The organism is Megasphaera sp. UBA4382 (genome assembly GCF_002391155.1).
GTDB lineage: Bacteria > Bacillota > Negativicutes > Veillonellales > Megasphaeraceae > Megasphaera > Megasphaera hexanoica.
On sequence record NZ_DGRS01000021.1, the window covers coordinates 34,361 to 59,004 of the forward strand.

The 24,644-nt window shown below is 50.8% G+C and carries 23 protein-coding genes and 1 riboswitch; of the genes, 22 read left to right on the top strand and 1 reads right to left on the bottom strand.

What is annotated here, in order from left to right; translation table 11 throughout:
• Positions 1 to 19: 19 nt before the first annotated feature.
• The 15 genes from lepA (at position 20) to ribE (ending at position 16,798) form a co-directional block, all read left to right on the top strand.
• On the top strand, positions 20 to 1,822 hold the full coding sequence (gene lepA, locus B4H10_RS02205) for a translation elongation factor 4 (RefSeq protein ID WP_292018096.1): 1,803 nt from the start codon (positions 20 to 22) through the stop codon (positions 1,820 to 1,822).
• Positions 1,822 to 2,943, top strand: a complete 1,122-nt coding sequence (gene hemW, locus B4H10_RS02210) for a radical SAM family heme chaperone HemW (RefSeq protein ID WP_292018097.1) — start codon at positions 1,822 to 1,824, stop codon at positions 2,941 to 2,943. Before lepA ends, hemW begins: the two co-directional genes overlap by 1 nt.
• A gap of 40 nt (positions 2,944 to 2,983) precedes the next feature.
• Positions 2,984 to 5,344, top strand: a complete 2,361-nt coding sequence (priA, locus tag B4H10_RS02215) for a primosomal protein N' (protein ID WP_292018098.1) — start codon at positions 2,984 to 2,986, stop codon at positions 5,342 to 5,344.
• Positions 5,345 to 5,441: 97 nt separating this feature from the next.
• The gene (gene def, locus B4H10_RS02220) at positions 5,442 to 5,903 is read left to right on the top strand and encodes a peptide deformylase (protein ID WP_059075879.1); all 462 of its coding nucleotides are present in this window, start codon (positions 5,442 to 5,444) and stop codon (positions 5,901 to 5,903) included.
• Positions 5,903 to 6,835 (top strand): methionyl-tRNA formyltransferase, encoded by a 933-nt coding sequence (fmt, locus tag B4H10_RS02225; protein ID WP_292017458.1) that lies wholly within the window; start codon positions 5,903 to 5,905, stop codon positions 6,833 to 6,835. Before def ends, fmt begins: the two co-directional genes overlap by 1 nt.
• Before the next feature lie 15 nt (positions 6,836 to 6,850).
• Positions 6,851 to 7,648 (top strand): DUF116 domain-containing protein, encoded by a 798-nt coding sequence (locus tag B4H10_RS02230; protein WP_292018099.1) that lies wholly within the window; start codon positions 6,851 to 6,853, stop codon positions 7,646 to 7,648.
• A complete protein-coding gene (rsmB, locus tag B4H10_RS02235) occupies positions 7,596 to 8,933 on the top strand; it encodes a 16S rRNA (cytosine(967)-C(5))-methyltransferase RsmB (RefSeq protein ID WP_075581111.1) in 1,338 nt (445 codons plus the stop codon). The genes B4H10_RS02230 and rsmB overlap by 53 nt, the downstream gene beginning before the upstream one ends.
• Entirely contained in the window at positions 8,926 to 9,951 is a 1,026-nt protein-coding gene (gene rlmN, locus B4H10_RS02240) for a 23S rRNA (adenine(2503)-C(2))-methyltransferase RlmN (protein WP_292018100.1), read from the top strand. Before rsmB ends, rlmN begins: the two co-directional genes overlap by 8 nt.
• Before the next feature lie 81 nt (positions 9,952 to 10,032).
• Positions 10,033 to 10,743, top strand: coding sequence for a Stp1/IreP family PP2C-type Ser/Thr phosphatase (locus tag B4H10_RS02245; protein WP_113855793.1), 711 nt, complete (start codon positions 10,033 to 10,035; stop codon positions 10,741 to 10,743).
• A gap of 35 nt (positions 10,744 to 10,778) precedes the next feature.
• Positions 10,779 to 12,701 (top strand): Stk1 family PASTA domain-containing Ser/Thr kinase, encoded by a 1,923-nt coding sequence (gene pknB / locus B4H10_RS02250; protein WP_059075885.1) that lies wholly within the window; start codon positions 10,779 to 10,781, stop codon positions 12,699 to 12,701.
• Positions 12,702 to 12,725: 24 nt separating this feature from the next.
• Complete coding sequence (gene rsgA / locus B4H10_RS02255; RefSeq protein ID WP_292018101.1) at positions 12,726 to 13,592, top strand: ribosome small subunit-dependent GTPase A; 867 nt, start codon at positions 12,726 to 12,728, stop codon at positions 13,590 to 13,592.
• Complete coding sequence (rpe, locus tag B4H10_RS02260; protein WP_059075887.1) at positions 13,586 to 14,230, top strand: ribulose-phosphate 3-epimerase; 645 nt, start codon at positions 13,586 to 13,588, stop codon at positions 14,228 to 14,230. The genes rsgA and rpe overlap by 7 nt, the downstream gene beginning before the upstream one ends.
• 69 nt (positions 14,231 to 14,299) lie before the next feature.
• Positions 14,300 to 14,433, top strand: a riboswitch (FMN riboswitch).
• Between the two features lie 94 nt (positions 14,434 to 14,527).
• Positions 14,528 to 15,664 carry a bifunctional diaminohydroxyphosphoribosylaminopyrimidine deaminase/5-amino-6-(5-phosphoribosylamino)uracil reductase RibD gene (gene ribD / locus B4H10_RS02265; RefSeq protein ID WP_292018102.1) on the top strand — a complete coding sequence of 379 codons (1,137 nt, stop codon included), beginning with the start codon at positions 14,528 to 14,530 and terminating at the stop codon, positions 15,662 to 15,664.
• Positions 15,645 to 16,289, top strand: a complete 645-nt coding sequence (locus B4H10_RS02270; RefSeq protein WP_292018103.1) for a riboflavin synthase — start codon at positions 15,645 to 15,647, stop codon at positions 16,287 to 16,289. The genes ribD and B4H10_RS02270 overlap by 20 nt, the downstream gene beginning before the upstream one ends.
• Positions 16,290 to 16,333: 44 nt before the next feature.
• Positions 16,334 to 16,798 carry a 6,7-dimethyl-8-ribityllumazine synthase gene (ribE, locus tag B4H10_RS02275; RefSeq protein ID WP_059075890.1) on the top strand — a complete coding sequence of 155 codons (465 nt, stop codon included), beginning with the start codon at positions 16,334 to 16,336 and terminating at the stop codon, positions 16,796 to 16,798.
• A gap of 76 nt (positions 16,799 to 16,874) precedes the next feature.
• On the opposite strand, the gene B4H10_RS02280 is transcribed toward ribE, so the two are convergent.
• Positions 16,875 to 17,345: a DUF6173 family protein gene (locus B4H10_RS02280; protein ID WP_292018104.1), complete on the bottom strand. Its 471-nt coding sequence runs from the start codon at positions 17,343 to 17,345 to the stop codon at positions 16,875 to 16,877.
• Between the two features lie 144 nt (positions 17,346 to 17,489).
• Here B4H10_RS02280 and hslO point away from each other — a divergent pair, with 144 nt between their 5' ends.
• The 7 genes from hslO to mreC all read left to right on the top strand — a co-directional run.
• Positions 17,490 to 18,371, top strand: coding sequence for an Hsp33 family molecular chaperone HslO (gene hslO / locus B4H10_RS02285; protein ID WP_075581107.1), 882 nt, complete (start codon positions 17,490 to 17,492; stop codon positions 18,369 to 18,371).
• Between the two features lie 6 nt (positions 18,372 to 18,377).
• Complete coding sequence (gene mtnP, locus B4H10_RS02290) at positions 18,378 to 19,172, top strand: S-methyl-5'-thioadenosine phosphorylase (RefSeq protein ID WP_059075892.1); 795 nt, start codon at positions 18,378 to 18,380, stop codon at positions 19,170 to 19,172.
• Positions 19,172 to 20,230 (top strand): S-methyl-5-thioribose-1-phosphate isomerase, encoded by a 1,059-nt coding sequence (mtnA, locus tag B4H10_RS02295; RefSeq protein WP_059075893.1) that lies wholly within the window; start codon positions 19,172 to 19,174, stop codon positions 20,228 to 20,230. The genes mtnP and mtnA overlap by 1 nt, the downstream gene beginning before the upstream one ends.
• Positions 20,231 to 20,235: 5 nt before the next feature.
• On the top strand, positions 20,236 to 21,477 hold the full coding sequence (locus tag B4H10_RS02300) for an adenosylhomocysteinase (protein ID WP_292018105.1): 1,242 nt from the start codon (positions 20,236 to 20,238) through the stop codon (positions 21,475 to 21,477).
• Between the two features lie 16 nt (positions 21,478 to 21,493).
• Positions 21,494 to 22,783, top strand: a complete 1,290-nt coding sequence (locus B4H10_RS02305; protein ID WP_059075894.1) for an amidohydrolase — start codon at positions 21,494 to 21,496, stop codon at positions 22,781 to 22,783.
• Between the two features lie 239 nt (positions 22,784 to 23,022).
• Positions 23,023 to 24,063, top strand: a complete 1,041-nt coding sequence (locus tag B4H10_RS02310; RefSeq protein WP_059075895.1) for a rod shape-determining protein — start codon at positions 23,023 to 23,025, stop codon at positions 24,061 to 24,063.
• 2 nt (positions 24,064 to 24,065) lie between these two features.
• Positions 24,066 to 24,644, top strand: a 579-nt coding sequence (gene mreC / locus B4H10_RS02315; RefSeq protein WP_292018106.1) for a rod shape-determining protein MreC, incomplete at its 3' end; no start/stop codon positions are given.

Below are 24,644 nucleotides of genomic sequence, written 5' to 3' on the forward strand. Positions count from 1 at the left end.
TGCTAGAGGAGTAATGAACGTGGCAACTAAATATATCCGTAATTTTTCTATTATTGCACATATTGACCATGGTAAATCGACGCTGGCAGACCGGCTGCTGGAAATGACCGGTACAGTATCCAAAAGGGAAATGGAAGACCAGCTCCTCGATACGATGGACCTGGAACGGGAACGGGGCATAACCATCAAGGCCCAGTCGGCCCGGCTGATTTATGATGCCCAAGATGGCCATCAGTATACCCTGAATCTCATTGACACACCGGGGCATGTCGATTTCAATTATGAAGTATCCCGCAGTCTGGCGGCCTGCGACGGGGCTCTCCTGATCGTCGATGCGACGCAGGGCGTAGAAGCGCAGACTCTGGCTAACGTGTATCTGGCTCTGGAACATGACCTGGAAATCATCCCAATCATCAATAAAATCGACCTTCCCAGTGCAGATCCTGAACGGGTTCGAAAGGAAATAGAAGATGTCATCGGCCTCGATGCCAGTGATGCTATCGAAGTCAGCGCCAAGACTGGATTCGGTGTCGATAAGGTGCTGGAAGCTATCGTACAGCGGATCCCCGCACCGGAAGATGCACCGGATAAGCCGCTGCGGGCCCTGATTTTCGATTCTCATTTCGATTCCTATAAAGGAGCCATTGCCAACATCCGCATTATGGAAGGCAGTCTCAAAACTGGGGACCGGATCCGCATGATGTCCAGCGGCATGGAATTTGAAGTGACAGAAACGGGTGTCTTCATTCCCCAGATGCACTCCGTGGCCTCTCTTGAATGTGGCAGCGTCGGTTATCTGGCGGCGAGCATGAAAAATGTCCGCGACTGTCGTGTCGGTGATACGGTCACGCTGGCAGATTGTCCGGCATCGGAACCGCTGCCGGGATACCGCAAGGCGACACCTATGGTGTATTGCGGCCTCTATCCGGTGGAAACCAATGATTATGACAATCTGCGCGATGCATTGGAAAAGCTGCACCTCAATGATGCGGCCCTGTTATTTGAACCGGAAACATCGACGGCTCTGGGCTTCGGCTTCCGCTGTGGCTTCCTGGGACTCCTCCACATGGATGTCGTCAAGGAACGGCTGGAACGGGAATACGGATTATCTCTGATTACGACAGCTCCGTCTGTTATCTATCATGTGTACTGCACAGATGGCACGATGGTCGCTGTCGATAATCCGTCCCTTATGCCGGATATGACGAAAATCGATCATATTGAAGAACCCTTTGTCAAGACGACCATCATCATCCCGAAAGATATGGTAGGGACGGTTATGGAAATTTCCCAGAACCGGCGGGGTCAGTATCTGACCATGGATTATCTTGATGAAACACGGGTTTCCGTTGTGTACAATCTGCCGTTGTGTGAAATATTGTATGACTATTTTGACACGCTGAAGTCTTCGACACGGGGATATGCTTCGCTGGATTATGAACTCAATGGCTATCAGGCATCGCCCATGGTCAAAATGGATATCCTGATCAACGGGGAAGTAGTCGATGCACTGAGCGTCATCGTGCATAAAGAATTTGCAGCCCGTCGTGGCAGGGCTCTGGTAGAAAAGCTCCGCAGCCTCATCCCGCGGCAGCTCTTCCAGATTCCTATCCAGGCGGCTATCGGCAATAAGATTATTGCCCGGGAAAACGTGGCGGCTCTGCGCAAAGACGTACTGGCCAAATGCTATGGCGGGGACATTTCCCGTAAGCGCAAACTTCTGGAAAAACAGAAAGAAGGGAAGAAGCGCATGAAGCAGGTTGGCAGTGTAGAAATCCCTCAGGAAGCCTTTATGGCCGTATTACAGGTAGATGAAAAATAATGATTGGTCTGTATATCCATATTCCGTTCTGCCGTCATAAGTGCCGGTATTGCGATTTTCCTTCTTATGGCGGCGTAGAATCGTATATACCGGCTTATACGGAGGCCCTCTGCCGGGAAATCAGCACTTCCCCCCGGGAGGGCCTTGCTGTCGATACGATTTATTTTGGCGGTGGCACACCGTCACTTTTGAAAATACCCCAGATTGCATCAATTCTGCAGGCTGTGACACAGCATTTTGCCGTCGATTCCCATGCAGAGATTACCTTGGAGGGCAATCCGGATAGTCTCGGCAGAGAGTACTTGAAAAGCCTTCATGAGTTGGGCATTAACCGGCTGAGCATTGGTGTCCAGAGTTTTCAGCCACAGCTTTTGCGCTCTCTGGGACGGATCCACTCATCCCGCCAGGCCGTCGAAGCGGTGGAGAATGCGGCCTGGGCGGGATTTGATAATCTGTCTGCCGATTTGATGTATGGCCTTCCCGGACAGACTGTGCAGATGGCAGCCGATGACCTGTCACAGCTTTTACGGCTTCCTCTATGCCATGCTTCCGTATACAGTCTCATTCTGGAACCCGGGACGTGTCTCTATCATGATGTAACCACCGGTATGGTATCATTACCACCGGATGATCAGGTGGAGGAAATGGCATCCGTGGTACATCAGGCTTTTAAAAGATACGGCTTCGATCATTATGAGATTTCCAGTTATGCCCGTCCGGGACGGCGGTCCCGGCATAATGTCAAGTACTGGACGTATGTGCCGTACCTGGGATTCGGCGTTTCGGCCCATTCCTTTGATGGACATGTGCGGTCTGCCCATATATCCAACATTCCTCAGTATATCCGCAATGCCGGAAGACAGTCTGTCCTGGCGGAATCCGTCGTTATAGATGTGAATCGGGCCCAGGAAGACTACTGTTTCCTCGCACTGCGTATGCGCGATGGCATTGCATACGATGACTTTGCCCGCCGGTTTGGTGTCCCAATGGAATCCGTCTTTGGCAAGGTTGTTGATAAACTGGTGAGACAGGGATTGTTGGAACGGAAAGAAGGCGGCTGCCGTCTCACTAGTCTGGGGCTGGCTTATGGAAATTATGTGTTCAGCCAGTTTATCCGCTGATTCTGGAAAGATGGGCAGATATGGAAAGGAGTGTACCCATATGGTAGCCGATATTATTATCAATATAACGGCCAAACAAGTACAACAGACTTTTTCCTATACGATTCCCGATGGTCTTTCCGTACGTATCGGTTCCCGTGTCCTCGTCCCGTTCGGCCCACGGCGGGAAGAGGGAATCGTGCTGGCTGTACGGGAAGAACGGGACAGTGACCGGCAGTATCAGCTGAAACCCATCCTGGCCCTGTTGTCATCGCAGGCCGGGTTCCAGGAAGAAATGATTCAGACGGCCGTATGGATCAGCCAGTATTACTTATGTGGACTGGCTGATGCGCTGCGGCTTTTCATGATAGAAAAAAAGGGAATTATCCGGCGCGTATACCTTAAGACTGGTCCTGTGCTCCCTGTAACAGAAGAAGAAAGAGCCGTAGCGGCCTATGTGGACGTACGCGGAAAGGCGGAAAAAAAGCAGGTGTGCCGTCAATTTTCCGCCGATTGCGTCGAGGAGATGGTCAGACAGCATCAGCTGGACCAGGAGGATTATCTCCAGAATCAGATTGCCGATAAAATGGAAAAATGGCTGGTTTTCCAGTCTGATGATACGACGGGCATCCTGAAGCGGCGTCCCCGTCAGGCCGCTTTACTGGCGCAGCTGAAACAAATCCGGACTGCCCCTTTCTCGTACTGGATCGGGAAGGGCTATTCGCGGGATGTTCTGCTGCACCTGTGTCAGAGCGGTTGTGCTACGATGAAAGAAAAGCTGAGCCATACGGTGGACCTGACGCATCCACTCGAAGGAGATGTTCCTTTCAGGCTCACAGAAGAACAGCAGCGGGCCGTTGATGCCGTACGGAATGATGCAGGCGGCCGCACCTATGTCCTTCACGGCGTTACAGGCAGTGGTAAGACGGAAGTGTACATGCAGCTGACCGAAGACGTGCTGCAAAAAGGAGGACAGGTTCTCGTCCTCGTTCCGGAAATCGCCCTGACCGGACAGATTGTACGCCGTTTCATCCGCCGCTTCGGCAATGATGTCGTCGTTATGCACAGTCAGCTGTCCAAGGGGGAGCGGCGGAATAACTGGCTGCGTATGGCAAATGGGGAAAGTCATATCTGTATCGGCGCCCGTTCGGCTGTCTTTACGGCAGTCCGTTCTCTGGGACTGGTCATCGTCGATGAAGAGCACGACAGCTCTTACAAACAGGAAGAGGCTCCCCGTTATCATGCCGTAGAAGTGGCACGCAGACGGGCTTCTTATTACGGCTGTCCTGTCCTCTTAGGCAGCGCGACGCCGTCTATTGCCGATTATTACCGGACACAGACTGGTCAGTACGTCCTTCTGGAATTAACGCAGCGTGTGCTTAACCGGCCTCTGCCGTCTGTACAGGTCGTCGATATGCGGGAAGAATTGGCCCGTGGAAACCGCCATGTGCTATCAGATGCCATGACAGATCTTTTGCAGGAAACACTACAGCAGAAACAGCAGGCGATCATCTTGTTGAACCGCCGTGGCTTTTCTACTTTCGTCATGTGCCGTAAATGCGGCTATGTTGTCAAATGTGACACCTGTGATGTCGCTATGGTGTATCACAAACAACAAGATCAGCTGCGATGCCATTATTGTGATGCGGAAAAGCCGGTTCCTCTGCGGTGTCCGGAATGTGGCAGCAAATATATCAAATTTTTTGGGACGGGGACGGAAAAAGTAGAAGAACAGCTTCGTGAACAATTTCCCCATGCCCGGATCGTCCGCCTGGATCAGGATACGACGACACGCAAAAACAGTGGTGATCACATCATCGAGGCATTCCGCCGTCATGAATACGATATTTTACTGGGGACCCAGATGGTCGCCAAGGGGCATGACTTTGCCGATGTCAGCGCCGTGGGGATACTGGCTGCGGACAGCCTGCTCAACCTGCCGGCTTACTGGGCTGGGGAACGGACCTTCCAGCTGCTGACCCAGGCTGCCGGCCGTGCCGGGCGCGGTACGATTCCCGGACGGGTCGTCATGCAGACCTATGCACCGGAACATTACGTTATCCAATGTGCAGAGCGGCAGGATTATGCAGCCTTTTATGCACAGGAAATACAATACCGGAAGGAACTGTTGTATCCGCCATTTCATCAGATATTGAAAATCGTCATTACTGATGAAAATGAAAAGGCCCTATGGGATACAGGCAATACGCTGGCTCTTTTGCTGCAGAACTGGCATACGGAAAGCGGCAGTGATACGGCCGTCATCGGGCCCTTCGTCGATATAATCAAGAAAGTACGGAATAAATACCGCATTGTTATTCTATTAAAAGGCCCGGATCTGACGGCCGTCAAAGACTTTATCCGCGCGCAGCGGGAATTCTGGCGTCCCGGAGTCATTCTCGATGTAGACAGCATGGGCTGAAAAGCCTGTTCCTTTCAAAAGAAAACTGTTATAATGAATACGAATGTTTTTTATCAGCAACATACTTGCATTTTTATTATCTATTGAGGTGGGTATTATGGCACTATTAAAAATTGTCAAAGCGGGTGCTCCGATTTTAAAAGAAACGGCATCTCCGGTCAAGACTATTACTAAAAATACAAAACGGTTACTCAATGACATGGCGGAAACCATGTATGAAGCAGAAGGCGTAGGGCTGGCGGCTCCACAGATTGGCAAGTCTTTGCAGATGATTGTTCTCGACGACGGGAACGGCCTCATCGAACTCATCAACCCGGAATTACTGGAAGCATCAGAAGAATTGCAGGATGGCCCCGAAGGCTGCCTCAGCGTTCCCGGGTATTATGGCGATGTAAAGCGTAGCCAGCGCATCAAGGTGAGGGCCCTGAATCGCCATGGCAAAGTCATCGTGTATGAACCGGAAGGATTCCTGGCCCGGATTTTCCAGCATGAAATGGATCATCTCGTAGGAACACTGTTTATTGAAAAAGCAACGAATTTGCGGAAAGTAGAAGAATAATGGAATCATTACGTATTGTTTTTATGGGTACACCCGATTTTTCCGTCCCGTCGCTGAAAGCGATTCACGCTGCCGGGTTTACCATCCAGGCTGTCTACACACAGCCGGACAAGCAGCGGGGACGTGGTAAGAAAGTATCGTCTTCGCCTGTCAAAGAATGCGCTGAAAAACTGGGGATTCCCGTGTTTCAGCCGCAGTCCCTGAAGGATCCCGATGTCATTGCGGCGCTGGCAGATCTTCAGCCCGATGTCATCGTCGTCATTGCGTATGGCAAAATCCTTCCCAAGGCGATTCTCGACATTCCCCGGTATGGCTGTCTGAACGTGCATGGTTCTCTGCTGCCGGCATATAGAGGGGCAGCGCCTATCCAGTATGCTATTAAAGATGGCGTCCGGACCAGCGGCGTTACGATCATGATGCTCGATGAAGGCATGGATACGGGGAAGGTGCTGAAAAAATCAGAAATAGTCCTCGATGCCAAGGAAACGACCGGTACTCTGTTTGATAAACTGTCTGTTATCGGTGCGGAAACGCTGATTCCGGTACTAAGAGACCTGCCCGCCTATGAAGCGGCGGCACAGAGCCAGGACGAATCTAAGGCGACCTATACCGCCAAGATTACGAAAGAAATGACTCAGATTGATTTTTCCCAGCCGGCTGTCGTCATTGAACGGCTCATACGGACGCTGGATCCCCATCCTGGCGCCTATGTCCTTCACGAAGGACACCGCCTGAAAATATGGGCAGCCGACGTCGTACCGGGGACGGAAGCGGAACCGGGCACGATCATTGAGGTCACAAAGACATCTATTACCGTGCAGACCGGACGCGATGCCCTGTGCATACGGGAAGTGCAGCCGGAAAGCCGTAAACGGATGGCGACGGCCCAGTTCCTGCAAGGCTGCCATCTGACTGCTGGCACCATGTTGTAAGGAGAGATGCGTTATATGGACAAGGGGACGACTTTTTTTCTAGTCTATGCCGCATTGGCAGCCGTCGCGACAGCCCTCTGTTTATGGCTGCTATGGACGGTGATGAGGCCTGGACTGGCTTATTATTTGCCGGCCATGGCAGTAAATCTCGTCTTTGGACTCCTCGTATGGGGATTTTTACTGCCGTTCCCGCTGCTTCTGCTTCTGGTCTTTACATCGTGGAAACAGCCGGCACCGGTTCGGCGGATCGTCATGCAATATATTAGATTTCTGTATCCCATGATGCGCCATCTGGCCGGGACGAAACAGCGGAAACATGTTCTGGCCCGCTCGTATATACAGTTTCTGAACGGACTTGTGTTGAAACAAAATCTGCATATCCCGGCAGAACGTATATTGGTTCTGGCGCCTCATTGTCTGCAATGGGATCAATGTCCCCACAAAATAACGCGCCGTGTAGATAATTGCCGGCAATGCGGCCATTGTACGATTGGGAGTCTGCTTGACCTTTCCCGCAGATCTGGCGCCCATCTGGCCGTTGCCTCAGGCGGTACGCAGGCCAGACAGCTCGTCTGTGCACTGCGCCCAAAGGCCATCGTGGCTATTGCCTGCGAACGGGACCTCATCAGCGGTATGGAAGATGTCCTTCCCTTACCTGTTTTAGGCCTCTTAAATGAAAGGCCTTATGGACCATGTTTTAATACCCATGTAGATGTATCGGCATTGTGCCGGTTTTTAGAACGACTGACAGGAGAGAATTATGAACGTACGCGAAACAGCTTTTCACAGTTTACTCACTATATGCAAAGATGACGGATATAGTAATATCGTCGTCTCCCGCACGATTCAGAAAGGAGATATGAATGACAGGGACCGCCGCTTTTATACGGAACTGGTCTATGGGACCGTCCGCTGTCTGAATTATCTGGACTGGATCATTGGAAAACTGAGTTCCCGTACGATCAATAAGCTCGACCCGGTTTGCCTGGTTATCCTGCGCATGGGGTTGTATCAGATTTTCCGTATGTCAAAGATTCCCGAATCGGCGGCCTGCAACGAAGCCGTCAAGATGGCACGGCGCTTTGGCAACCGCGGCATGGCCGGCTTTGTCAATGCCCTGTTACGGAACAGCATACGCCGCCGCTTAGAATTCCAGATTCCGGATCTTTCTGAAAATGCACCGCTTCATCTGTCTCTGACCTATCATCAGCCCGTATGGCTGGTAAAGAAATGGATTCATGATTATGGTACAGATGACACGGTACGTATTTGTCAGTACTTTGATTCCATTCCTGACCTGTGTCTGCGGACGAATACACAGCGTATCAGCCGTGATGAACTGCTGCAGCAGCTTTCGAAGCGGGGATTGCAGGCCGTGGCGGCTTCGTTTTCACCGGAAGGCATTTATCTCAAGGATAATCCGGGCATACAGTCTTTGCAGGAAATCCACGATGGACTGGCTTTGATACAGGACGAGCCGTCCCAGCTCGTCGCTCACGCACTGGATCCGCAGCCCCATGAAGTCATTTTTGATGTCTGTGCGGCGCCCGGTGGCAAGACGACCCATATAGCAGCTCTTGCCGGCCCCGATACGACCGTCTATGGCTGTGATATTTACGAACATAAGCTGAAACTCATCGAAAGCAATGCACGCGCACTGCATCTTACGAATGTGCGGACATTGCTGCAGGATGCCTGTACCATTGGAGACAAGTATAGGGAAAAAGCGGACCGGGTACTGGTAGATGCTCCCTGTTCCGGTCTGGGTGTCCTGCGCCGCAAGCTGGATTTGCGCTGGCGGAAACGGGCAGAGGATTTACAAAAACTGCCTGTACTTCAGAGCCGCATTCTGGAAAGTGCCGCTGCCTGTGTCCGCCCCGGCGGTGTTCTCGTATACAGTACCTGTACGATGAACGATGGGGAAAACAGTCAGGTCATCCAGCAGTTTCTGCAGGCTCATCAGGAGTTTAAGGCCGAGAATTTGGGAAACCTCTGCGGACTCAGCCAGCCTGGCCCTTTTATCCAGCTCCTGCCACAGAAGGATGAACTCGATGGATTCTTTATTGCCCGTCTGAGAAAGGAAGGACATCGTGACTGATATTTTGAGCATGACTGAACAAGAATTGCGTCATTTTTTGGAAGATAATGGCATGAAGCCGTTCCGGGCCAGCCAGATTTTTCATTATCTGTATAAGGAAAATATATGGAAGTGGCAGGATATGCGCCTGCTTCCGCAAAAAGACCGGGACTATCTTCAGGAGAAAGCACCGCTCTATATTCCGGAAGTCGTATCCCGGCTGGAAGCACCGGATGGAACGGTCAAACTGCTGCTGTGCCTTTTTGATGGCCATACAGTAGAAACCGTGCTCATGCGTCATCCCTATGGGAATTCCATCTGTCTGTCATCCCAGGTGGGGTGTGCCGTAAACTGTGCTTTCTGTGCCTCGGCCAAAAACGGATTTGTCCGGAATCTGACGACTGGGGAAATGATATCCCAGCTCCTGGCATTCCGGAAATATGTAACGTCAGATCTCCATTCCATCGTACTCATGGGAACCGGTGAGCCCCTTCTCAACTATGATGCCGTCATTAAATTCATGCGCCTCATTCATGAAAAAAATACGTTCTATCTGGGATACCGCAATATGACTCTTTCGACATCGGGCATCGTTCCCCGTATGTACGACCTGGCAGCCGAAGACATGCCGATTACTCTGGCCGTGTCTCTCCATGCGCCGACGGATGAACTTCGCCGGAAAATCATGCCTATTGCAGAAAGATACCCCTTGAAACAGGTACTGGAGGCAGCGGATCATTATTTCCAGGAAACAGGACGGAAGGTTACTTTTGAATATATCCTGATCAAAGACGTCAATTGTAATCCAAACTGTGCCCGGAAACTGATTGAGCTCCTGGGCGGGAAAAATATATTGATTAATGCAATCCCTATCAATGATAATTATGATGTAGGATTATACCGGCCGGGTCAGAAGGCCATGCGGGATTTTGTAGAAACGCTGCAGCATCATGGCTTGTCAGTTACGCTGCGCCATGAAATGGGCAGTAAAATCCAGGCGGCCTGCGGGCAGCTGCGCATAAAACATCTGAATACGTAAGAAGCGATTGACAGTATTCTTCAGATATGCTATGTATTATAGGAGCATAGTCTATACGCACCGTCGAGAGGACGTGAGAGTTTGGGAACATATGGTGAATCTAAAATAGGCCTGGTGCGCAAAGTGAATGAAGATTCATACTATATCAGTGCTGATCAGGATGTATTGGCCGTTGCCGATGGCATGGGCGGGTACGTAGGTGGTGAGATAGCCAGTAAAACGGCTGTTAAAGCGATTGCCTATTATTTTGAAAATTACACATTTACAGCTCCCGTACAATTGGAAAAAGCCGTTCAATATGCTAATTCCTGCATTCTTAGCAAGACCATGATTGATCCGTCACTGAAAGGAATGGGGACGACCGTATCGTTAGTGACCTTATCGGGTGAACGGGCTTTCTGGGCACATGTCGGCGACAGCCGGATTTATCTGTACCATGATCATAAATTACAGCAGATTTCCAAAGACCATACGATTGTACAGGTCTTGTTGGAAAAAGGAAAGATTACCGAAGAAGAAGCTGAAAGTCATCCGAAACGGCATGTCCTTACCCGTGCCGTCGGCGTTGACCGTAATTTGTTAGTTGACAGCGGTATTTTCCAGATACATCATGGGGACCGCCTGCTCCTTTGTTCCGACGGATTAACCTCTTTTGTCAGTCAGGAAGAATTATGCGAGGCACTGGGAAATACAGCACTCAGTGAACGGGAAATCATTAATACGTTATTTGACCGTGTTTATGAAAACGGTGCAAAAGATAATGTGACAGCTGTACTTAAAACCGTTGAATGAACAGATACCTGCTATGAAAGTGGTGGAAATCAGAAATGATTGGTCATATCTTAGACAATCGATATAAGATATTGGAAAAAGTGGGTAGTGGCGGCATGGCCAGCGTGTACAAGGCACAGGATATTCTCCTGGACCGGATTGTTGCGGTCAAAGTCCTGCATAGCAAATATGCCAGCGACCATGATTTCGTCGTGCGCTTCCGTCAGGAAGCCCAGGCGGCAGCTAAATTATCCCATCCCAATATTGTAAATATATACGACGTCGGCTACGACGAAAACGCGCATTATATTGTCATGGAATACGTGCGCGGTGAAACACTGAAAGAATATATTGAAAAGCACGGCCATCTGCCAATCAATACGTCAATCCAGATTACCTTCGACATTGGTGAAGCATTGGAGCATGCCCATGCGAACGGAATTGTCCACTGTGATATCAAACCGCACAATATCCTGGTGACAGAAACGGGACGAATCAAAGTGGCCGATTTTGGCATTGCCAGAGCGATTAATTCCAGTGCGACCAACAAAGGGGATAACTCGGTTCTGGGATCGGTCCATTATTTTTCACCTGAACAGGCCAGTGGTGGAAAAATCGATGAACGGACGGATATTTATTCTCTTGGCGTCGTCATGTATGAAATGATGACCGGTGTCGTTCCTTTTGAAGGAGACACGGCAATCAGTGTGGCTCTGCAGCATGTGCAGGATGATATCCCGCTGCCAAGTAAATACAACCGCCGGATTCCCCAGCTGGTAGAACGATGCATTCTGAAGGCCATGGCCAAAAATCCTGACGACCGGTTTCAGTCCGTAACGGAAATGATGTCGGAACTGCGCATGGCCCAGGGATTTGTCAATACGAATAAAGCCAAAGGCGCACCGCCTATTATTAAAAACAATTTCAATACGCAGAAAATACAGCCGATGAAGGACCGGCAGGAACCCAAAAGAAAAGGCTTTTTTGCCCGGTTCGTCGATTCTATCAGCAATCATTCCAAAAAATCTATCGTCATTGGAATGATGATTGTATTTGTAGCGACTTTCGCCTGGGCCTTTTTCTCCTTCGGTAATTTCTGGAGTACAGAAAATATCACCGTTCCTGATGTGACAGGGAAACAGGTAGAAATTGCCAAGAATATATTGAAGAAGAAAAATCTCGATGTGTCTGTCAAGGAAGTCGAAAGTTCAGATGTGCCGATTGGTGAGGTCATCAGCCAGACGCCGTCAGGCGGTGCTGTCGTCAAAGCCCAGCGGACAATCCATCTGACGGTCAGCAAGGGCAATAAGGGAGAAGAAGTCCTGATTCCGGACCTGAAAGGGCTGACGATGGATGAGGCAGAAAAGATTCTGAAAGAAATCGGTCTTTCCATCGGCAAGGTCAAGTATGAATCCAGTGATTCTGTCGAAAACGGCCATATCATCAGCCAGAATCCCAAATCACCTGATAAAGTAGAAAAGGGAACGAAAATCAACCTCGTGATCTGCCGCAAGAACAGTGATGAAACAAAACCGTCCAAGGCACTGCCCGATACGTCTGGCATGAGTCTCGATGCGGCCATCAAAGCCTTGCAGGATGCCGGTTATAATGTAGGTAATATTTCTAATCTCGACAGCTCGAAAGACCAGAGCCAGGCTAAAGTCACCAGTCAGTCCCAGCAGGGGGATTCTGTCGATTTGTCTGTCGAATATCCGTCGGCGGCACCGGCAGCTGATCCCAATGCCAACAATCAGGAACAGGCCGGAACGACTCATACGGGCATGGTCAATATCAGCGTTCCATCCGGTGCTTCCAGTCAGCATGTCCAGATTGTCGTCAGTGATGACAACGGATCACGTGTCGTCTATGACCGGAACCAGTCTGGCGGGGATAGCATCAGTAAGAGCGTCAGCGGTACAGGCCGGACGAGAGTTAAGGTATATATCAATAATTCACTGGTTCAGGACCAGTACATTTAAAGCGCCACAGGGCAGAGGAGGATTATGACAACAGGCCGGGTCATCAAAAATTACAATGGTTTTTATTACGTCGATACAGGAGACCAGGAATTGGTGGAATGCCGGCGCAGAGGGAAGCTGAAAGCGAAGATACTCGTAGGAGACCGGCTGTCTCTGACTATGGTCGGTGACCACAAAGGGGTCATCGAAGCCGTCCTGCCGCGGTCTAATGCGCTCCGGCGCCCGGCTGTGGCCAATATAGACCAGATGTTCATCATCATGGCAGCCCAGTCACCGGATCCGAACCAGTTCCTGGTGGATAAGATGCTCATGACGTGTGAGTACGCCGGCATCCATCCCAAGCTCTGCTTTAATAAGTGCGATTTGGACCGGGAAAAGGCAGAACAGTATCAGTCTTTTTATCAGGACTGCGGGTACGATGTGTACCTCGTATCGGCCCGGACAGGGGAAGGCATCGACGCGCTTCTCCGGCTCCTGCCCCAGAAGATAACGGCTTTTGGCGGCCCGTCCGGTGTAGGGAAATCCAGCCTGTTATCGCGGATCCTGGGACGGGATTTGTCTGTCGGTCAGGTAAGTGAAAAGATCAAGCGGGGCCGCCATACGACACGTCACTCAGAGATACTCTGCATGGATGACCATACGTATGTCGTCGATACGCCGGGATTCAGTTCTCTGGAATTTGAAAATCTGGAACCCCGGGAGCTGATACAGCTGTTCCCCGATATGATGCCATACACCGGTACCTGCCGGTTCAATTCATGCCTCCATTATCATGAACCGGATTGCTGCGTCAAACATGCCGTAGCAGAGGGAAAGATAAGAAAAGAACGATATGAAACGTATTGCAAGATTTTAGAGTCCATTCTGGAAAGGAAACGATTTGCATGGTAGCTATTTGTCCGTCCATTTTATCTGCCGATTTTGCCCGCCTGGCCGATGAAGTCAAAGACGTTGAAAAAGGCGGCGCCGATTATATTCATCTCGATTTGATGGATGGGCATTTTGTGCCCAACCTGACCTTCGGTGTCCCCGTGATTTCCAGCCTGCGCAAGTATACGTCGACGCCCTTTGATGCCCATCTCATGGTAGAACATCCGGAAACGTATATTGATGGCCTGAAGAAAGCGGGCGTCACGTATGTTACGGTCCATCAGGAAGCCTGTATCCATCTGGACCGGGTCATCCAGCAGATTCACGAAGCCGGTATGAAGGCCGGTGCAGCACTCAATCCGGCGACCCCCGTCTCTTCTCTGGAATGCGTGGCCGGAATGGTCGATATGATCCTTATCATGAGTGTCAATCCCGGTTTTGGCGGGCAGAAATTTATCCCCTATACGCTGGATAAAATCCGGGCGGCCCGATCGCTCTTGACGAAGAGCGGCAATACGACAGCCGTCATTGAAGTCGATGGTGGTGTCAATAGCAAGACCGTTCAGGCTGTCAGGGAAGCGGGGGCTGATTTCCTCGTAGCCGGCAGCGCTGTCTTTGGTGCCAAAGACCGGGCGGCAGCTATTGCGGCCCTGCGCTGAACGCAGGCAGTGCTTGTATTTCGCATTTTATTATGGTAAAATGTCTTTTGTATGAAAGAACTGAATAGAAATAGTCTTTGGGGCAAGGTGAGAAAGCGACGCTTTCAATTCCTGACCGGCGGTAGAGTCCGCTAACTCCTTATGGGAGCTGAACCGATGGGATTTCGGTACCGACAGTATAGTCTGGATGGGAAAAGACAGCACGGACGTGTTTATTTAGTGTGCTCAAAAAGGCTATTGGTATGTATGTGTACCGATGGCCTTTTTTGTTTCTGTGACAGGAAAGGAAGGACAATCTTGGAACCGATAGAATATATGCAGGAAGCCCTGTCTCTGGCCAGACTGGCACTGGGGTATACATCCCCAAACCCGGCTGTAGGCTGTGTGATTGTCAAAGACGGTAAAATCGTAGGACGGGGCTATCACCACAAGGCCGGTACACCTCACGCAGAAGTATGGGCACTGCGGGAAGCGGGAGATCAGGCTGAAGGAGCTACGGTGTACGTCACGTTGGAACCGTGTGCTCATTATGGACGGACGCCTCCCTGCGCCCGGACGCTGGTAGAAAGAAAGGTGGGAAAGGTCGTCATGGCCATGCTGGATCCCAATCCGCTCGTCGCCGGAAAAGGTGCTGCGATTTTACGGCAGGCCGGTATTCCCGTGGAGGTAGGACTTCTTTCCCGCGAGGCCGCCCAGCTCAATGAAGTATTTATCAAGAATATGATGGTTGAAAAGCCATTTATCGCGTCCAAACTGGCCCAGAGCCTGGATGGCCGTATTGCTTCGCGGACAGGTAAATCCCAGTGGATTACCAATGAAGAAGCGCGGCGGGAGGGCCATTATCTGCGCTCTATCTATGATGGAATCCTGGTAGGCATTAATACCATCCTGGCGGACAATCCTCTTTTGACCTGCCGCATACAGCGTAAAGAGCAGGAGGCGCCTCACCAGCCCGTGCGCATTGTCCTGGATACTCACGGCCGTATACCGGAAACGGCACTGGTCATAACGGATAAGACTACCGATACGATCGTTGTCACGACGACATTGTGTCATACAGATAAAATGCGCCGCCTGAAAGAACTGGGCGTCCGCGTTATTCTGGCCCCGCTGACAGGAGAAGGACATATTGACCTGGTACAGGCAGTGAATCTGTTGTGGAAAGAGGGCATACGCAGTATTCTCGTAGAAGGCGGCAGCACCGTACAGGGGAGTTTTTTTGATTACAAACTGGTCGATAAGATATATGCTTTTGTTGGAAATAAGGTTATTGGCGGTTCACAGTCGCTCCCCTCTGTCGGTGGGAAAGGTGTTGACGATCTGACTGAATGCATGCCTCTTTCCTATGACAGTGTCAAAATGTTAGATACTAATATATTGATTACAGCTTATAATACAGAAAGGGAGGGTGCCTATGTTCACTGGCATCATTGAGGAATTGGGGATAATCCGTGCCATGGACCGCCGCACTGACTCCATCGTCCTTACGATAGAAGCTCACACTGTGCTGGAAGGTACACGCATCGGCGACAGCATTGCCGTCAATGGTGTCTGCCTGACTGTGACATCCCTGAACGATACTTCGTTTACGGCGGATGTCATGCACGAAACGATGCGGCGGACTTCCTTCTGTGAACTGCGTACCGGTTCTCCTGTCAATCTGGAACGGGCGATGCAGGTCGGCGGCCGCCTGGGAGGTCATATCGTCAGCGGCCATATCGATGGAACGGGCCATGTGTCGCGTATAGAAAACGACGGGATTGCCCGGGTTATCACCATTTCCATTCCCAAGGACATGGCGCCCTTTATCGTAGAAAAAGGTTCCATTACCATTGATGGAATCAGCCTGACTGTCGTTTCTGCCGGAAGCAGCCAGTTTTCCGTATCCATCATTCCCCATACAATGAGTCATACGACACTGATGGGTAAACATCCCGGTGCTATTGTCAATCTGGAAACGGATATCATCGGCAAATACATTCATCGCTTTATGGAAACAGGCCCCGTAGAAAGCCCGAAAGGCGTTACGATGGAAATGTTGTTGGAAAATGGATTTTAATCCGCTAAATAGAATATTACATACATATTAGGAGAGTGGTACAAATGGTACAAGTAAAAGAAGGTAAATTAATCGGTTCTGGTATTAAAGTGGGTATTGTCGTCGCTCGTTTTAATGAATTCATCTGCAGCCGTCTTCTCGGCGGGGCCTATGATGCGCTGAAACGTCATGGTGTATCCGATGATGACATTACGACAGCCTGGGTTCCCGGTTCTTTTGAAATTCCCCTCATAGCCCAGAAAATGGCTGAATCGGGCAAATACGATGCCGTCATCTGCCTGGGAGCCGTTATCCGCGGAGCCACCAGCCATTATGATCTGGTATGCAACGAAGCTGCCAAAGGGATTGCCCAGGCCAGCCTCAAGACGGGCGTCCCTGTCCTGTTCGGCGTCATTACGACGGAAAATATCGAACAAGCCATCGAACGGGCCGGTACAAAAGCTGGTAATAAAGGCTTTGACGTGGCAACCAGCGCTATTGAAATGGTCAATCTCATTAAAGAATTATAAGAGTAAAACGCTGCACACGACTATCCATCGTGTGCAGCGTTTTTAACTATTTATGGAAATGATTGGCCAGCCGGACTCAGTGGTCATCTTCTTCGATATCCGGCTCCGGACTTGTCGTAAAACCGATGACCCGGCGCGGTTCTTCCGGGTTGGTACGCTTGACGGCCACGAGCAGCAGGTTCAGCTGGGACAAGTGCTGGACCAGTTCAACGCGGGACCCGTCTTCCAGTTCTCCGTAGAACACAATCATGTTCGGGTCCCAATAGCCGACATCCTGGATAGAAAAGGTGATGTTGCCGGCTGATACGAGACGGCCGCCAGCCTGCAGATCATCTGGCAGGTCTTCCTCGAATTTATTGATTAACGTCACTACCCGTTTGTACATATCTGAAGCCAGATAAGGAGTTTCCGGATCTTCTTCCTCATCAGAAGCCCCGGCAGGATTGACCAGCACCAGCTTTGTCTCTTCGTCTTCTTTCTTTGTGGTCTGCTTCAGGACCGGATTGGTTTCCACCGGTTTGGCAGTGGTTTTCGTTTCTTCTGTCATATAAAGTCCTCCTCTCTGCATCTCCTGTATATATTTTATTCGACAATGTACAGGAGGATTCCTGCTTCGCGAGATGACTAGTAATTTCCGCACCGGAATAGTATAATATAAAGTACCTTATTACGGAGAAAGGATACGTTATTTATGCAAATGGAAGATAAAATTATACATTATACGTCAGACGAACTGATTCGCGTTTCTGTCGCCGTGACGCGCACGATTACCCAGAAAGCCCGGACCTGCCACAATCTGTCCCCCGTAGCATCTGCTGCCCTGGGGCGGGCTATGACTGGTGCGGTCCTTCTTGCGGGAGATTATAAGAATCATGAAGGTGTATCACTGAAATTCAATGGTGACGGTCCTCTGGGAGCCGTCCATGCCGATTGTTTTGATTCTCATTATGTCAGAGGATACGTCGATCATCCGCAGCTGGATATCCCGCTTAAAGCGAATGGCAAACTCGATGTCAGCGGAGCCGTGGGCCAGCATGGGCAGCTTTCGGTGACGCGCTTTACGCCTGAAAAGATGACTTATACCAGTCAGGCCGAACTCGTATCGGGGGAAATTGCCGAAGATCTGGCCTATTATCTCCTCACATCGGAACAGGTCCCTTCGACGATCAGCCTGGGCGTACTTGTAGCCAGAGATTATTCCATTGCGGCATCGGGTGGATTCCTGGTTCAGGCTCTGCCGGGAGCCAGAGATGAGGATTTGGCACGGGTAGAAGCGAATATTACCTGTATCGGCCCGATTACATCGTATCTCAGCGGCCATCCAGATGGAGAAGAGCTGGCCGGTATCATCCTGAGTGGCATGCATTATAAGGAATTATATCGCCAGCCGTTATCCTGGCGTTGCACGTGTTCACGGGACCGCATAAAAAACGTACTCATGTCATTGCGGCCGGCTGATAAGGAAGAGTTATTGAACGATCCGCAGGTGGAGATGACCTGTCAGTACTGCGGTGCCAGATATGTCATCAGCCACGATGAACTGGTGGCGCTGTTTGAACAGAAAGAGACGTGATATTGTATGGGACATATTGCTATTATCGGAGGAACGGGACTTTGTGACCCGACAATGCTGGACCATGTGACGTCGGGGCAGATGGAAAATTATTACGGGACCATCCGTTACACGCGGGGAACGTATAAAGGAAAAGAAATCATTTTTCTGGCACGCCATGGCAAATACCATTCCATCCCGCCCCATCTCATTAATTACCGGGCCAATATCCTGGGGCTGAAGAAACTGGGCGTTACGGCGATTTTATCCACGACTGCCGTCGGGGCCATCAACAGGGACTATAAACCAGATGATTTTGTCCTTCCTGACCAGTTTATCGATTTTACCAGTCATTCCCGCCACGGTTCGTTTTTTGATGGCGGCAGCAACGGCGTCGTTCACGTCGATATGACCGAGCCGTATTGTCCGTCCCTGAGAGAAACAGTAGTACAGGCAGCCCAGGAACTGTCTTACCCGCTCCATGCATCAGGGACCTATGTCTGTACGGAAGGGCCGCGGTTTGAAACGCCAGCAGAAATCAAGATGTTTGATAAACTGGGCGGCGATATCGTGGGGATGACCAACGTGCCGGAAGTGTGCCTGGCCCGGGAAGCAGAAATGTGCTATGCGACGATTTCGATGGTCACCAATTACGCTGCCGGCATTTCACCCGTTCCGCTGACCCATGCAGAGGTGGTCGAAAAAATGGTGCAGAATTCAAAACGCCTGCGCAGACTGGTCATGCGTGCAGTGGATTTGTATGATGACCGCGATTGTTCATGCCGTCATACACTGAAAGATTATGGAGGTTTTTCTGTCTGATGAAAACATTAGCCTGGGAACATCACGCCCTGCAGCTGCTTGATCAGACGCGGCTGCCGGGAGAAGAACGATATCTCTGCTGTACCCGCTGGCAGGAAGTACGCGATGCCATCCGCATACTGGCCGTCCGGGGAGCTCCGGCTATCGGGGTAGCAGCTGCTTATGCCATGGTTCTGGCCGCCCGGGATATTGCAGCCGATGAGCCGGATAAAACACAATTTGAAATCCGGCTGGCTGAAGCCGGAAGGGGACTGGACGGGGCCAGGCCTACGGCAGTCAATCTCCACTGGGCCGTACAACAGCAGATGAATCTGGCGAGAAGGGCTTTGTCCTCTCATACGGTGGCAGAAACGGTGGAGTTACTGGAACAAGGTGCTTGTACTATTGAACGGGATGATGCGGAAATGGACCGTCGTATAGGCCGTTACGGTGCCGGCGAGTTGGGAAAATCCCGGCAGCCATTGACGATCCTGACTCATTGCAATGCCGGGGCATTGGCTACAGCCGGAATCGGTACGGCCCTGGGGGTCATCCGTACTCTGCACAGTCAGGGGCTTGTCCGCCAGGTCTATGCCGATGAAACGAGACCATTATTGCAGGGAGCACGCCTGACTGTGACCGAACTCATGGACGACCATATCCCGGTTACACTGATTACTGATAACATGGCAGCCTGGGTCATGAAGACAAAGGGAATCGACGCCGTCGTCGTCGGGGCGGACCGCATTGCCGCCAACGGCGATACGGCCAATAAGATCGGCACGTATGGCGTCGCTGTCCTGGCCCGTGCCCACAATGTTCCTTTTTATGTAGCAGCGCCTGCTTCTACTTTCGATCTGACCATACCCGACGGGGCGGCTATCCCTATAGAAGAACGGAATCATGATGAAGTGCGCCGCCTGGGCGGCATCGTGACGACACGTCCTGACGTAGACGTGTTCAACCCCGCCTTTGACGTTACGCCTCATGACTATATTACAGGTATTATCACAGAAAAAGGCGTCATCCACCATCCGGATGACGCTATCCTGGCGACATTTTTTAGAAAAGAGGGTTAATGATTATGGAATCTGTTATTCGCGACATCTCACTTGCTAAAAGTGGTCATGAAAAAATCAGCTGGGTAGACCGGCATATGCCGGCATTAAATGCCATTGGCAATCAATTGAAGAAAGACCAGACCTTTAAGGGGAAGACAATATGCGTCAGTGTCCATCTGGAAGCCAAGACGGCTTACCTGGCCGAAGTATTGCACCGGGCCGGAGCTAATGTCATCGTTACGGGCAGCAATCCCCTGTCTACACAGGATGATGTTGCGGCGGCGCTCGTAGAAGACGGGCTGACTGTCTATGCCTGGTACGGTGCGACAGATGAAGAATATTTCAGCTTCCTCAATAAATCTCTGGATCACCATCCGGACATCATCATCGATGATGGCGGCGATCAGGTACATCTCCTGCATACGACCCGGGCCGATGCGATGGAACATCTTCTCGGCGGCACGGAAGAAACGACGACGGGGGTCAACCGCCTCCACGGTCTGGATAAAGCGGGGGCATTAAAATTCCCTATGATTGCGGCTAACGATTCGTACTGCAAATATTTGTTTGACAACCGTTATGGCACAGGTCAGTCTACGTGGGACGGCATCATGCGCACGACCAATCTGACCGTCGTCGGCAAGCGCGTCGTCGTCGCCGGCTATGGCTGGTGCGGCAAAGGCTGCGCCATGCGTGCCAAGGGACTGGGCGCCCATGTCATTGTTACGGAAGTCGATCCCATTAAAGCGATTGAAGCCGTTTTTGATGGGTTTGAAGTTATGCCTATGGCTGAAGCGGCAAAAGTCGGGGATATTTTTGTTACCCTCACGGGTGATAAGGATGTCATCCGCGGAGAACATATGAAGAACATGAAAGACGGTGTCGTTCTGGCCAATGCCGGTCACTTTGATGTAGAAATCAACAAGCCGGAACTGGAAGCGTTAGCGGTACGTCATTTTGAAGCCCGCCACAATATTGAAGGATATGAACTTCCCAATGGCCATGTTATCAACCTTCTGGCTGAAGGACGTCTGGTCAACCTGGCTGCCGGTGACGGACATCCGGCAGAAATCATGGATTTATCCTTTGCCGTCCAGGCTCTGGCTGCCAAATATATCCTGGAACATCATGGCGAACTGGGAAATCACGTATATGTCCTGCCTCATGAAATTGATACGGAAATTGCCAAGATTAAGTTAGCTTCTATGGGATATGCCATCGATACGTTGTCGGAAGAACAGCGGAAATACCTCAATCTGGACTAAGGGGGCTGTGACAGGGATGAAAAAGACACTGATTAAAAATGTCGGCATATATCAGAATCATACGGTCAGCGAACACCAGAACATCGAAATCACCGATGACAAAATCACAGGTTTCCCAAAGGATAAAGACGTATTATTCTGTGCCTATGACGAAGTAATCGATGGTCACAATATGCTGGCTCTGCCAGGATTTGTCAACGCTCATAATCATATTGCCATGACGGTGTTCCGCAGCTATGCCGACGACATGGATCTCATGGACTGGCTGCAACATAAAATATGGCCAGCTGAAGACCACCTCGACGGCGATGTCGTCTATGCTCAGACCATGCTGGGGATTGCCGAAATGATCCGCTGTGGCACGACGAGTTTTGCCGATATGTATTTCTTCATGGACGATACGGCCCGGGCCGTTGAAGAATCGGGCATCCGGGCCTGCCTGTCCCGGGGGATGACGGGCATCACGCCCAGCGCGGAAACGGCGCTTAAAGAAAGTAAACAATTATTCCTGGACTGGCATAAAAAAGGAGATGGCCGCATCACGGTCATGCTCGGCCCTCATGCGCCATACACGAACACGCCGGACTATCTGCACCGGGTCGTTGATCTGGCCCATGAACTGGGAGCAGAAATCCACACCCACCTTTCAGAAACGAAAGGGGAAGTGGAAAATATCAAAAAGCAGTACGGCAAATCGCCTATTGCCTGGTTTGACGAACTGGGGTTGTTCGATACGGGATGCCTGGCGGCTCATTGTGTCTGGGTAGACGATGATGACCTGGATATCATGGCCAGGAAGCACGTCCGTGTTGCCCATAATCCGGGCAGCAACTTGAAACTGGCCAGTGGTTTTGCCCCGATTCACAAGATGCTGGATAAAGGCATTGTCGTCGGTCTCGGGACCGATGGCGCCTCAAGCAATAATAATCTGGATATTATGGAAGAAATGCGTCTGGCTGTACTGGTACATAAGGCCAATACGCTGGATCCACTGGTCATTCCTGCGGAAACAGCTGTCCAGATGCTAACCGAAGGTGGAGCGAGAGCACTGGGCTATCGTGATATAGGCCGGCTGGAAACGGGGTATAAGGCTGATATTACCCTCATAGACCGCAGCGGCCTTCACTGGTATCCGCGTCATGATATGCTGTCGCTTCTGGCATATGCGGCTAACAGCATGGATGTCGATACGGTCCTGGTCAATGGCAAAGTTTTGTTGCGGAACAAAGAATTTACGACTATTGATATTGAAAAAGTCAAATCCGAGGCAGAACGGACAAAAATTAAACTATTTGCTTCCTTATAATACTGTAAAGGACATTCTGCAGCTGTGACTGCAGGGTGTTTCAGGATATATGGCTTCGTTGCGGATTATCGGATGTATCTTCGCAACGGAGACAGGAAAAGTGAGCGGCCCGGAAAATTCCCGGCCGCTTTTTTCTGTATGACACTGGTTCATAAGCAGGGTTTGTGATAAAATATATGGATGACTGTAGCAATGAAATATAATACATACCGGTAAGGTGTGCAGCGAAAGGAAATGACATGGGGTCGATGTTTTCACCATTAACGAAAAATATTGGGATAGATTTGGGAACCTGTACGACACAGGTATTCGTAGAAGGACGGGGCATTGTCATGTCGGAACCGTCCATTTTGGCGACAGACGAACGCAACCGCAAGACGATTGCCGTCGGTCATGCAGCAGAACAGCTGCTTGCCAAGTCACCAGAAACGGTTAAGATCCACAGGCCCCTTTTAAACGGCGTCATAGCCGATTATAATGTGACGCGCACCATGCTGGGGTACCTGCTCAGCAAGTGTGTCCGCAGTGTGCAGCGTCTGCGCATCATGGTGGGTGTACCGGCGGCTGCATCCAATGTAGAAAAAAGAGCTGTCATGGAAGCTATTTTCCAGGCCGGTGCCAAAGAAGCGTATCTGATTGAAACGGCGGCTGCTGCAGCAATCGGTGCCGGTCTGCCTGTCTATGATCCCGTGGGGAATATGGTCATCGATATCGGCGGAGGAACGACGAATATAGCCATCATTTCCCTGGGAGGCATTGTCCTGTCCCGTTCTATTCATCTGGGCAGCCTCGATTTCGATGATGCCATTAAAGAATATATACGCCAGCAGTATGCCATTGTCACAGAAGATTCGACACTGGAAGAAATGAAGATACATAATGGCTCAGCCGTTCTGCCACTGGAAGACCGGGGATACTACTTTACAGGCCGTGGCATAGACGACGGCCTGCAGCAGGAAGTGGGCGTCAAATCCAGTGAAATCTACCGGGTCATGGGAAAACCGCTGGTCAAGATACTGGATCTGGCCCAGGATGTCCTGAGAGAAACGCCGCCGGAACTGGCAGCAGATATTATGGAACGCGGTATCGTCCTGACCGGGGGAGGCTCTATGCTTCACGGCATGGATCAGCTCTTTTCCCAGGAACTGGGGGTGCCCGTAGTATTGGCGGCTGAACCTGAGCTGGCCGTCGCCCGCGGAACCGGCAAGGCTCTCCATGACAGAGAAAAATTAGGTGCTCTCATCGAAGGGGCAGAACGTATTTACAGAAGGAGATTTTAACATTGTATTCGTTCGGTAAAAAGAGTATCATCGTCGTACTCGTATTATTCATTATCATAGCTGTTGTCGGCTGGGCCTGGCGCCAACGGGATTCCCTGCCTTTTATTACCAAACCGCTGCAGATTGTGGCGGCGCCGTTTGAATACGGTGCCAGCCGCATCATGGATACTCTGTCTTCTACGTTCCACATCGTAGATATCAGCCTGAAAAACCGCATTGAATGGGAATCTCTGGAAAAAGAAAATGCTGAATTAAAGGAACGCAGCGTCGATTATGATGAAATCCTGGCCGAAAATAAGCGGTATCGCGAGCTTCTGGATTTTAAAGCTGCCCACCGTCAGTTCAATGTGCGGGCCGGTTCGGTCATTTCCCGTGATTATGGGACGTGGAGCAATACGATGGTCATCGATATCGGCAGTGAAGACGGCATTGAAGAAAATATGGCCGTCGTGACCCCGGCTGGTGTCGTAGGATTCATCAGCGACGTGTATCCCCATTCGTCGCGGGTACAGCTCCTGACTGATCCCAGAACGAGCATCGGGGCTATTGTACAGCGCCCGGAATCCCGCGTTTCATCCGTA